We start from the raw sequence: 12,595 nt of genomic DNA, 5'->3' as shown, positions 1-12,595 counted from the left end.
ACGGGGCAGGCGCTGATACTACTCTTTTTGTAATTAAATTTTTTATCTGCGTAAATCATTTTTTTTCAGCGTGATGTTGTTTATCACATTCATCTGCGTCCAATCTATACTTTACGGACAGGCTCTAGTTCCGCATTTGAGTCAAATCCGAAAAAGATTGGATTTAACTCAAGTGCACTGTCGATTTGTACAATCTTTATCGTATATTCATTTTATGGCAAGAAATTATTCAAACAATTTTGGCAATCAAAGTGTGTACAGAATCTGTAATAATGCTGAATCAATCCCTGCTGGTGGATTAATTTGAGTTTCTTTTTGTTGGGAATTTTATCCTTTAGACGCGTGTAAACAAAACGCGTGATGTGATTCTCGGAAAGTTTTCCTGAATTTTTATAAATGTGGATAATCGTTTCTGCGAGTTCCTGATAGCCAAGAGTTTTTGCATATAAATGTGCCACCGGAAGGATAATGTTGAAAAAAATATCATCACAACGTGATTTGCCAATTTTTGGTAATCGCTCATTATCGGGATTGAGAATATCATAGAATAGATTTGGAAATTTTGAGACTTTGATTTTTTCATTGCCCGAGACACTGAAGATGGACATTATCCGGTTGATGATATTATTTTGAATCGAAGCAAATAAGAACGGTGATATTTGCCACATACGAAAAAGCGGATGATTGGTCGGACGCAATCGGAAAAAATTCCATTGATAATTTTGCAAATTCTCGTCGTCAATCTGTTCTTTGTATCTTTCCAAATGTGCTTGATATCGTTCTAATATGGAATTGTCTATAAATTTAAAGTTATATTTATGAGGATCAATCCCGCTGTAAATTGATAAAATGCAAAAAATATCATGTGGAGAATCACAATCGTGAGAAAGCTTTTGCAATTTATTATAAGTTAGTTTGGAAGCCAATCGCAAAAAGGGTGATTTGTTTTTGGAATATCCCAAAGCCTCCATAATTCCCTTATACAAAATTTGATTGAAATCCGAGTTGTATAATTCTGCAGAAAATCTTTTGCATTTTTTCTCAAATCGGTTTTCTCCCTCTGAAAAAAGAATTTTGCTGAGTTGGGTAGGAGAAATATCGGATTGAGCAAGTTTACACAGAATTGTTTTGTCTTGTGTTTTGTCAAATGGTGCATTTCCGTATTTATCCCACAATTTTTCCACTCTTTCGTCTAAATTATTCTTCATAATCAGAATAGGAATTTTATTTCCACATTCCGAAATCGTGAATTTATTTGAATTGTTCTGTTCAAAAATTACGTGCAGGACAACGTCATTGAAATTTCTGTTTTCCTGATGCTCGTGATGATACCAATCTGCTTCGTAACGGTGAATTTCCACATCCCCTTGCACTTTTTTATTATTCAGTAAAATAATTGCATCCTTAAAATCCGGACCAGCCTGATTGTTCCATTTTCCTTGAAAAAGAATTTTCAAATCTTGCTCGTCTCTTGTTTGCAAATTTTCCTGAAGATGTTGCTCATCCCAAATATGATACAAAAATGTTTCTGCCATTTTTTTCAACATCACCACCTCCGAATATGGTTTGCGATTTTTTTTGTTTAAAGGCAAATGTCTGTCAATAAATTTGATAATAATTCGCATCCCCCCCATTTTTTTACAAGAATGCATCTAAAAAAACCGAGTTATTTGCGGGCATTTTGTCTGGATTTATTAGTCAGTCGTTTTGGACAATGTCTGCGAGGGGGTAAACCCCCACGCTAAATCGAAAAAAGTATTATGAATAATACTCATTACATAACATAGCAGCCATTTTTTTCAGCCGGATTTATCCGGCTTTATTCGATTCAGCGTTGGCATTTATGCCCTCGCAGAAAGGAAAAAATCTGAATAACCCCTTTGGGGTCAGTGAACAATATTCATTTTCAACCTATAAATTTAGAACTTCTACATCACCCATCTCATTTTCATTCTATTTAATTGATCCACTTTTATTTTACCTTTTTGTGAAAATGTGAAATTATAAACCATCTTTCCTCTATAAGCGCTAATGTAGGTATAGGTGTAATTCACGCTGATCTTTTGCTGATTTTGGGGGGATGCGTGATTTGATAATAATTCAATTAGCAACGAACAAAACGAACAAAAATTTGTGTCACGGAGTAGTCAGTGTCACGGATTGGTCCGTAACATCTCGATGGATCGAAATTTGTGTCACGGATTGGTCAGTGTCACGGAGTGGTCCGTGACACCTCGATCTGTTTTAAAGCAAACAAAATTTACCTCATCCGCCTATTGGCGAACAAGTTAAGTTTTGTTATGTTTATTTTATCTTAGATTTCGTTGTTAGGTAATAAAATGCGGGAATGACAAGCAAGGTAAGGATGGTAGATATCAGCAATCCGCCGATGCTCACGATTCCGAGAGGTTGTCGCATTTCTGCACCGGAAGAACCAATCCCGATTGCCATAGGCAGCATGCCGAGCATAATTGCTGCTGAGGACATAACTATCGGTTTTAGTTTGGTCGGGCACGCTTCTATGAGGGCGGTTTTTGTATTTTTTCCCTGCTCTCTCAGTTTCTGGGTATAATCCATAAGCAAAATTGCAGCGTTTACAACGATTCCGATAAGCATAATTATCGCCATCATTGAGACTAAGTTCAAAGATTGTCCGGCAAAATATAAAGCGAGTATCACCCCGATCATTGCGAGAGGAAGGGTCATAAGTATAAGAATAGGTTTTGTGAAGCTCTCCAAAATAGCAGCAAGCAGCATATATGTGAGCATAATTGCCAGCATAAATGCTTTTCCCATAGCAATATTATTTTCTTCCATCATTTCACTCATTCCACCCCAATTGATCATATAACCTTCCGGCATATCAATATTTTTGGTTGCTTCTCGAATTTGATTGATTACATTACTTTGGGTAAATCCCGTTCCCACTCCCCCGGTAAATTTGATGGTAGTAAATTTATTTTTTCGATTGATCTTATTGGTGGCTTTTGTATATTCCAAATCCGCTAATTGGGAAAGGCGATACATTCCGGTTTTTGTGGCTATTGCGATATTTCCAATCTTCTCGGGACTATCCACAGATTCGTCTGTCAAGGATATTTTGATGTCGTATCCATTTCCTTTTTCGCGATACACCGAAGCTTGTATTCCTTCGATAGCAGCTCTCATAGTGAGAGCAATCTCATAGACAGAAGTTCCTGCATCAGAAATTTTTTGTCTTTTAGGAATTAGGGAAAGTTGTGGCTTACCTGCTTTATAATCCACCTCAAGATTGGTCAGCCCCTTGATATTTTTGATTTTTGCCAACACCTTATCTTTTAGTAGGACAATTTCATTCAACTCTTGCCCCATAATATTAAACTCAATATCAGCCATTCCCCCTCCACCCCCGGAAGATGTGGCAGCAACTTGAAATTTAGCATTAGGAACGGTTGCTAATTCTTCTATCAAAAGATTTTCAACTTGATGAGAAGTTAGTTTTCTCTTATTAGCATCCACTAAAACGATTCTGATCTGTCCTAAATTCGTTCCCATATCCATTGAACTTAGAGAGCCCATATTTACCAGCACATTTTTCACCTCTTTATGGTTCAAGATTATTTTTTCGACTTGTTGGCATAATTTCACAGTTTCTTGCAGTGATGTTCCTTGAGGTAATTCCATCTTAACTTTTAGTTTGCCTTCATCCATTTCAGGCACAAATTCAAATCCAAGTTTGGGAGCAACAAAGATCATGGTCAGAAAAAATAGCAAAAAACTAACACCGATGATCAATACTGAAAATCTTTTTTTGTGAAACATCTTTTCTAACAATCTTCCATACAAATGTTCCCACTTATCGAACATTGCTTCAATCTTTTTTCCGATGGGATGTTTCTTCTGTTCATCAGGAAGGATGATAGAAGAAAGCATAGGAGTTAATGTAAAAGAAATTACCAAGGAGAAAATTGTGGCAAAAACAACGGTAAGCGCAAATTCTGTTAAATATTGTCCTGCTATTGTATTCATTGTAGCGAGTGGTAAGAAAACGACAATATTTGTAAGAGTGGAGGCGATGACCGCAACCGTAACTTCCGAAGTACCCTTTTCGGCAGCTTCTCTCCGCAAGTTGCCGAGACGTTTGTGCCGAAAGATATTTTCCAGCACCACCACAGAGTTTGTAACGAGAATTCCCACAGAAGTGGATAATCCCATCAGGGAAAGAATATTGAGGGAAAATCCAGCCATTTGCATTAGCAGAAAAGTGGAGATGATCGAAGTGGGCATTGCAAGAGCCACAATAAGTGTAGAGCGGAGATCGTGCAGAAAAAAGAGTAAAATTATACCGGTAAATAGAATTCCGAGAATTACATTATTAAGAGTGTCCTTCACAGAACTTTCTATGAATTTCGAATCATCATTAACAATTACCAATTCGGAGCCTGCGGGAATATCCTTTCGAATTGCAGAAAGTTCCTTTTTTACTGCATGGGAAATCTCGACCGGATTTCCTTCGGAAGTTTTCACTATCGAAATTCTGACTAAATTTTCATTCCTTATTTTATCTATATTATTAAAGTAGGTAGAACGTTGTCGTATTTCAGTTCCGCCATCTGTAATTTTCCCAAGCTGGTGTAATTTTTTAACTCCAAAATAAGTAGGAATATCCAAATCCCTCAAGTTTTGTAAATCAGTATATTCTCCTTCGAACCTAACTGAATATTCCTGTTTTTTTTCGTCAAAATTTCCACCTGGCATATTCATGTTATTTAAAGATATTATTTGTGAGAGTTGGGGCAGAGAAATAACATTCTGACAAACAACTTTGTTATCGAGTTCCACGTGAATTTCTCGTTTCTGTCCTCCGGAAATTTCTACCTGAGCCACACCGTCAATTTGGGCAAAACGGTCTTTAAGGCGTTTATCTGCAATTTCATAAAGGGTAATCAAATCTTGATTTCCACTAAAAATAAGATTCATTATCGGTTCTTCGCCCGGATTATATTTTGCGATACTCGGCTTATCCGCATCGTTCGGAAATTGATTTACAATTGCATCAACTCTGTCTTTTGCTTCCTGATTTGCAATATTAGCATCCTTTCCCAGCTCGAACCGAATTATTACAAAAGACACATTATCCATAGAATAAGATTCGACGTAATCTATTTTGCTGATTGTTGAGACAGCATCTTCTATCTTCTTTGTGATTTGAGTCTCAATTTCCTGAGGTCCTGCACCCGGATAAATTGTTTGAATTGTAACAAAAGGCATATCAATTACGGGCATTAGATTTAGGGGCAGAGATGAATATGCAAAAAATCCAAATACGACAAATACTAGAATTAACATGGTGATCATCACCGGTCTTCTAATTGATAAATTCGATAAAATCATTTCAGCTCCTTATTTGATGACTTTTACTTTGTTTCCATCTTTAACCAGATTTAAGCCTTCAACAATAAGTTCATCACCTAATTCCAATCCGTGAGTTATTTCAAAATTGTTGTCTTGTTTACCAATTGTAATATATTGCTTTTTTGCCTTATTTCCTTTCACAGTAAAAACAAAAGTTCCGTTTTTATCTTTCTGCACCTGCTCACGGGCAACAACAATCGCTAAAGGATTTTTAAAAGTATCAATTTGAATTTCTGACATAATCCCGGATTTATATCGCAATTGAGGATTATCAAAAACAAGCTCGACCCTAAAGGCATTATAACGGCTGCTCATAGACATCGCTATTTGGCTGACTTTTCCTTTTAGAGTAAGATCTTTGTAATGAGCAATCGCAGGCATACCTTCCCTAATTTGAGTCGATTCATCCTCTGTTGCCCAAACAGTCCCCTTTACTTTGCTCATATCGGATATGGTAGCAAGTACGCTTTCGCATTTTACATTATCCGTTTCGTTTACATTGATGTTAGTTACGATTCCGGAGATTGGAGCGAAAACTTTTACGACTTGTTGAACTGCATCCCAATTTGCTTCGTCCACGTCATATTTTGTCCTAACCTGATCGAGCTGCTGTTTTGAAATCCCACCTTGTTCATATAAATTACTCATTCTTTCAACAGTTTTTTGGGATAATTCATAGGCAGCTTTTGCTTGTTTGTATTGGCTGGAAGGTGCGTTCTGCGGGAATTCCATCAGGAGCTGGTCTTTTGTAACCTTTTCTCCCACAGAAACATATATTTTTTCAATCCTCCCGCCCATCATTGCAGATGCAAGGGATTGTCTATTGCCGGTCAGCCTCGCATTGTAGATTAACACTTTTTTGAATACTTGGGGCATGACCTTTTCGATCTTTACTGGAATTCCCTGCTTTTTATAAATTTGTTGCATGTTTGCGGACTTAACTTCCTCTTTTTTTCCACAGCTAGTCAAGAGGAAAACAAGCATTGTTGAAAAAAATATGATGCTTGCCCGGTGAAATGCCTTTTTCTTTTCTATTTTACGAGGCAATATTTTACTCCAAATTTCTATTAAAACATTCTTCTTCATTTCTTCTCCTTATTATAATTCTATGCCAATGGCTTTTTTTAATTTTTCGTAAGACATAATTGTTTCATACACAGTATTTAAATACGATAACTTCACAGATCGCAACATGAGTTGTGCATCAAAAACTTCTAACTGGGTGGAAACCTGATTATCGTAACGAGATTCGGCGATTCTTAGTCCCGTTTCCGCTAATTGCAGATTTTCCTGTTGGACCTCCACGCTTTTGAGATCCGTTTTCAATTGCAAAGAGGAATTCACGATATCCAATTTGATTTTTTCCTTGAGAGCCTTTTGTTCAATCTGTGCCTGTTTGAGTGAATGACGGGCTTTTGCTTGCTTTGACGTATTAGAAAATCCGGTAAAAAGCGGCATCGAAAAACCAATACCGAGTTGATAATAATTCCCCCAATTATCCGATTTTATCTTCGTACTGTTTTGCCCGAAATAATTATATTCGGCATTAAACCCGATAATAGGCAAAAAATTTCCCTTTTCGTAACGAAGATTTACTTTGTTCACTTCCACGCTCAATTCTGCAAGTTCAAGTTCTACCCGATCTTTTAATCCCATCCGGACTGCATCAGAAAAGTTTATTTCGATTTCGGGTAATTCAATCTCATCCGTAAGAGTAATAAATTCTTCAATTCCAATATAATTTTGCAAACTTTCCATTGCAAGTGCGGAATTTTTTTTTGCTCTTAAAATATCGGGTTTCAATTTTTGGACTTCAAGTTTCGCCCGTAACATGTCGTATTCGGAAACCAATCCTTGCTCATACATATCCGAAACTTGCATGAAATGTTTTTTAGCAATAGAAAGCGCTTCCACCTTGACGATCACAACTTCTCGTGCCAATTTTTGCTGATAATACTGATCAATTGCATTATAAACCACGTCTTGCTCAACGAGGAAACATTTCCGCTCCTGTAAGTGATATAATTTTCCGGCAATGTTAATTCCGTTTATCAGTTTACCACCCATAAATATTACCTGATCCAATTTCACCTGTCCGAATGCGGAATTTTCCTTCTGAACTTTTTTTGGCATCAATCCTTCGAATGCCCCATCAATTATACTGGCGATTATTTCTTCATTCTCATAAAGAGTATTATCATTCACGATAGTTGTATCAGACAGAGAACTTAGCTGGCTCGATATAGCTGGCATTTCAACAACAGCTGACTTGGGTAATTCTGTCCTTTTATATTGATAGCCTCCGCTTAGAGAAATTTGAGGAAACAAACCTCCCCGCACATTGTTGTAATCGGCTTCATATTTGCGTACTTCCTGTTCGGCTTGTTGCAAAGTTTTGTTGTTCTGTTTTGCCAGTCGAATACAATCTTGCAAAGATAATTGCATTCTGGCCGCAACAGAACTTGCAAATAAGATAACAAAAAGAGCAACAATAATTACTTTTCTCATTCACACTCCTTTTCAATCTTTTTCCCAATTCCATTAAATATAATATTCACCGCACTATTAATTTGTTTTTTGTAATCCCATTCCACACCTATTTCCATATTTGCATAAAGAGAACCGTAAGTAACCCCAAGGATCATCAGAATTACAGGTTTGGTAGCATCTGCAAAAATATCTCCTTTTGCCAATCCTTCTTCCACGATATTGCTAACAATATTAAACTCATTAGGAATTATTTTTTTTCTTTTCTCTTTCAATATTTTTAGGCATCCATCATCATGGAAAATCTCTACAAAGGGTTTGTTATTTAAGACCAGCTCAATCCTTTTTTGCATAAATGATTTGATCTTTTCTTTTGTTGATTTCGCCTTATCCACAAAAGAAACAAGTTCATCCATCATTTCATCCAATTTATTAGATATCATTTTAACAAAAATATCATCGCGACTATCAAAATAGTAATAAAGAGCCGTCTTCTTCACGCTACAAGCTTTGGCGATATCTTCCATCGTGCATTTTGCCAAGCCATATTTCAGGAAGACCGTTTCTGCAGCCCTTAATATTTCTTCTTTCTTATCCATGTTTTCTCCTGTCCCGAAACATCGGGAAAAACATTTGATTTATTTAATAATTTGTTCAAATATTTTATTAACCGAAAAAATCTGTCAACCAATTTAACATTTTAGTTAAATATTCAAATGTTTAATTTTATCTTTCTCTCAATAGATTTTTTTGCGGGTATTATATAAATTTTTTCTATTTTCCGTTTTGCTCCATCCAAACTTTACAAACTACTATCTAATATACACTTTTCGGTTAAAATTGTCTTTATTTCCAGAGTCATTCCGTCTGTGAGAAAAATTATTGCACCGTCTCTATCTGTGCGGAAATATTCATTCGTATTTTGCTCCAATCTATCCATAATAATTTTATTTGGCAATCCAAATTTATTGGGAGTTCCCACGGATACAGCTGCATATTCGGGAGTTACCAATTGGAGAAACTCTTGTGTTGAAGACGTTTTACTTCCATGATGGCAAACCTTGAGCACGTCCACATCCAAACCATCACCATATATTTCTACTAACCAATTTTCAACTTCTTTTTCCGCATCACCGGTTAGCAAACAAGAAAATTCTTTGTAATCGCACCTCAGAACAATAGAATAGTTGTTGACGTTTTCCGAATAATAATCATAAACTGGAAATAGCAAATCCAATTTTACTGAAGGAAAGTCATCAAAAACGACCGAAGTATCTGCAAAAGTTACCGAGATTTCTTTCTCTCCGATAAGATTTTCTAATTTATGATAAAGTTCCGAATCGTAATCGCACTTTGGCATAAGTACCCGATTGATTTTGATTTTATTTATAATGTAAGCCGCTCCGCCAATATGATCAGCATGGGGATGGGTCAAAACCAACAAATCAAGATGATCAATTTTTTCGTTCAAAAGATACGGCATCACTACCCTTTCACCATAATTTAAATGTTGCGATTTATTGCCGGTATCAATAAGGATATTCTTTTTTAGGGGAGTTTGCAAAAATATCGAATCGCCCAATTTCACATCAAGAACAGTTAGCTTTAGTAAATGTTTTTGAAAAAAATGTGGTACAAATAAAATGAAAATTATAAGAAAAAATCCCATTACAAATTTCCTTCGCTTCGCTTTCAAATTTTCATTTTTATCCCATAGCAAAACCAATATGAGGATTAGTAAAATGATTGTAAACACTTGCCATTTATCCAAATAAATATATTCAAATAATAAAATTTTGTGCATGCTAACAAATTTGGAAACACCGAACAGCAGACGTAGCAAAACTTCATTTGCAGCAACATAAAAAGTATTGAGCAAGGGAATCGGTAAAATTATTGTCAAAATTGATAATGGTAAAATAAATCCGACCAGCGGAATCGCAATAGGATTTGAAAAAATTCCTCCGAAAGCGACCTTATGAAAATAATAAATTGTGAAGGGAGCGAGAATCGTTTGAATCGTAAGACTGAGCAAAACCATATTCATTCCCCAAAATACCGCTCGGGATTTTTTTCTAATTTTTCTTAGAAGTCTTGAGAAAAGAGGAAAAATTACCAAAATTGCGAAGACAGAGGAGAAAGAAAATTGAAATCCCACACTGAAAAGCTGGTTTGGATTTATAGCGAGGATGATAAATCCGGCTGCAAAAAGAATGTTAATAGTATCTGATTTTCGCTGCAAAATTTTCCCGATCAAGATTAGACTTATCATTATTACAGCCCTCTGTACCGAAGGAACCGAATGGGAAAGAAAAACATAATAGACAAGAAAAATAATCGTGAAAATCCTAGCGAGATTTTTTTTCCTGACGATTATTTGAAAAAGTGTGAGCAAAATCAGAGCTATGACTCCGGTATGTAATCCGCTAACTGCAAGAATATGTGATAGTCCCGAGTTGGCAAAATCTTCTCGCAAATCGTCAGATAATGCTCCTTTTTCACCGAGAAGAATTGCTTGCAGAAAACCCGCTTGCTTACTCGGATAAAATTTTATAATCTTCTGCCTTACGAACTGCCGCACCGGAATAACAAATTCAGACAAAAAAGTTTTCTCGTTTCCGATTACTTTCACTTTTTGATGATATAAATACGACAACCCGTAAATTCCCCGGCTTTCCAAGAATTCCGTATAATTAAAACTGTATGGATTTGTGCTTTTACCAGGTCTTTGGATACTGCCGTAATAACTTATTTTGTCTCCAATTGCCAAATTGGTTTTCCCTGAAATACGAATTAAAATTTTCCCATTTACTTTCAGATTTTCAATCTTTTGTACTTTGAGAATGAATTTGGTTTTTTCAGAAAAATATTCAGGTTCGCTCGAAATTTTGCCGATAATATGCAATTTTTCACCACCGAGTTCCGGTAGGACCTGAGAAATATGATTCGTAGGATGAAATCCAATTAGCGAATATCTTACCCCGCCTGCAAGAAGCAAAAACAAAAATAGAATCAGCAGAGATTTTGAGGGAGTAAAAATCCGGATGGTAAAAAATATCAGAAATGCAAGGATATAAATTTGTGATGAAAAGGGCAAAACTTTGGAAGCCCATATCCCCAAAGCAAAGAAAAAGGTTAAGAAAATAAACGGTCTGATGGATAATTTACAGTATAAATTATCTTGAAATATTTGTATTGTTTTCATCTTCCCCTAAACAAATTACCTCAATTTTTTACATAATAATAAACATCACAATTGAAATTGTGAAAATATCTTTAGTTTTATTTCCTCATTGATAGATAAAATTGTCTCAATATCGGGATCCAAAATATTCGAAATATCCAAACTGGTTTCGATGATTTTCATAATTTCAGTAAAATGGATTTTCCCGTTAAGAAAAAGCGAAACAGCCGCTTCATTTGCTGCGTTGAAAACCGTGGGCATAATTCCACCAGCTTTCCCAACTTCGTAAGCAATTTCTAACAAGGGAAATTTTTGATAATCCATTTTTTCAAAAGTAAGATCAGGTAAAAGCGAAATATCAGTGAATTTTGCAGTTGCAGGAATTCGTTCAGGATAGGATAACGCCAGTTGGATAGGAATTTTCATATCCGGAAAACTCAGCTGGGAAAGGATTGACCCGTCCACGAATTCGACAAAAGAATGAATGATTGACTGCGGATGAATGATTGTTTCGATTTGCTCAAAAGGAAGTTTGAAAAGATGATGTGCCTCAATAACTTCCAACCCTTTATTTGCCATCGTTGCAGAATCAACGGTTATTTTATTCCCCATATTCCAAGTGGGATGATTGAGCGTGTCTGCCAAAGTGATGCTCTCAAAATCCTCAAAGGGACGATTGCGAAAAGGGCCTCCGGATGCAGTTAAAATAATTTTGCGGATTTCCGCTGAATCTTTTACTCCCAATAAACACTGCATGATAGCACTATGTTCGCTGTCCACCGGAATTAATTTGGCATTATTTTGTGAAATGAGTTTATCGATAATATCTCCGGACATAACAAGAGATTCCTTGTTTGCCAAAGCGATTATTTTTTCTGATCTTACACCGGAAAGCGTATATTTTAGTCCCGCAGAACCTACCACAGCATTCAGTAAAATATCATAATCCAAATTATCCAAGACCAATAATAATTCATCTTCCCCGAAATAGATTTGTTTGTCTGTATTAATTTTTCGCTGATAAATTGCGTTTGTAACAGCAATTTTTGGGATATTAAACTCATCTGAGATCTTTAGCAAATCTTCATAGCGATTGTGCGAAGAAGCAAGGACAATTTTATATTTATCCGAATGCTTCCGAATAACATCCAATGCGGATTTGCCAATAGAACCGGTAATGCCCAAAATAACTATTTTTTTTCTCATTTTAGAATCCTTTCACGTCGAAAAACATGAATAACATTTCATCAAGGACTTGCCCTGTTACCCTTTAAGTGTCAAGGTTTAGTTGTATGAATTCACATCCAGCCTCATTTTTTTCAAAATAATTTCACAAACAATTATTAACTATGATATTAATTAGTGTCTGTCCAAAAAGTAGCCTTTTCGAGAAGTCACGGACCATTCCGTGACGAATTGAAAAAATTATCTATTAAGTTAATTAGCGTTATATTTGTGAGTTGGAAAATCTTAAGTCAAGTTCAAAAAAACGGAACTTAACTCAAGATTTTCCTTAACGGATGGACACTA

7 protein-coding genes are annotated in these 12,595 nt (G+C 35.9%); all 7 read right to left on the bottom strand.

Going from position 1 to position 12,595, the window contains the following annotated elements; genetic code table 11:
* Window positions 1-212: 212 nt before the first annotated feature.
* The 7 genes from U9P79_07255 to dxr all read right to left on the bottom strand — a co-directional run bounded on the left by U9P79_07255 (window position 213) and on the right by dxr (window position 12,271).
* Entirely contained in the window at window positions 213-1,547 is a 1,335-nt protein-coding gene (locus U9P79_07255; protein ID MEA2104419.1) for a DUF2851 family protein, read from the bottom strand.
* A gap of 757 nt (window positions 1,548-2,304) precedes the next feature.
* Window positions 2,305-5,373: an efflux RND transporter permease subunit gene (locus tag U9P79_07250; GenBank protein MEA2104418.1), complete on the bottom strand. Its 3,069-nt coding sequence runs from the start codon at window positions 5,371-5,373 to the stop codon at window positions 2,305-2,307.
* Between the two features lie 9 nt (window positions 5,374-5,382).
* Window positions 5,383-6,480 (bottom strand): efflux RND transporter periplasmic adaptor subunit, encoded by a 1,098-nt coding sequence (locus U9P79_07245; protein MEA2104417.1) that lies wholly within the window; start codon window positions 6,478-6,480, stop codon window positions 5,383-5,385.
* Between the two features lie 12 nt (window positions 6,481-6,492).
* The gene (locus U9P79_07240) at window positions 6,493-7,902 is read right to left on the bottom strand and encodes a TolC family protein (protein MEA2104416.1); all 1,410 of its coding nucleotides are present in this window, start codon (window positions 7,900-7,902) and stop codon (window positions 6,493-6,495) included.
* Window positions 7,899-8,480: a TetR/AcrR family transcriptional regulator gene (locus U9P79_07235; GenBank protein MEA2104415.1), complete on the bottom strand. Its 582-nt coding sequence runs from the start codon at window positions 8,478-8,480 to the stop codon at window positions 7,899-7,901. Before U9P79_07235 ends, U9P79_07240 begins: the two co-directional genes overlap by 4 nt.
* A gap of 203 nt (window positions 8,481-8,683) precedes the next feature.
* Window positions 8,684-11,086 carry a DNA internalization-related competence protein ComEC/Rec2 gene (locus tag U9P79_07230; protein ID MEA2104414.1) on the bottom strand — a complete coding sequence of 801 codons (2,403 nt, stop codon included), beginning with the start codon at window positions 11,084-11,086 and terminating at the stop codon, window positions 8,684-8,686.
* Between the two features lie 45 nt (window positions 11,087-11,131).
* Entirely contained in the window at window positions 11,132-12,271 is a 1,140-nt protein-coding gene (gene dxr, locus U9P79_07225) for a 1-deoxy-D-xylulose-5-phosphate reductoisomerase (GenBank protein MEA2104413.1), read from the bottom strand.
* Between the last annotated feature and the right edge of the window lie 324 nt (window positions 12,272-12,595).

It is taken from the genome of Candidatus Cloacimonadota bacterium (assembly GCA_034661015.1).
In the GTDB taxonomy this organism is placed as follows: Bacteria; Cloacimonadota; Cloacimonadia; order JGIOTU-2; family JGIOTU-2; genus JAYEKN01.
The sequence above is the reverse complement of the archived record's forward strand: the minus strand, read 5'-3'. Positions and strand labels throughout refer to the sequence as shown.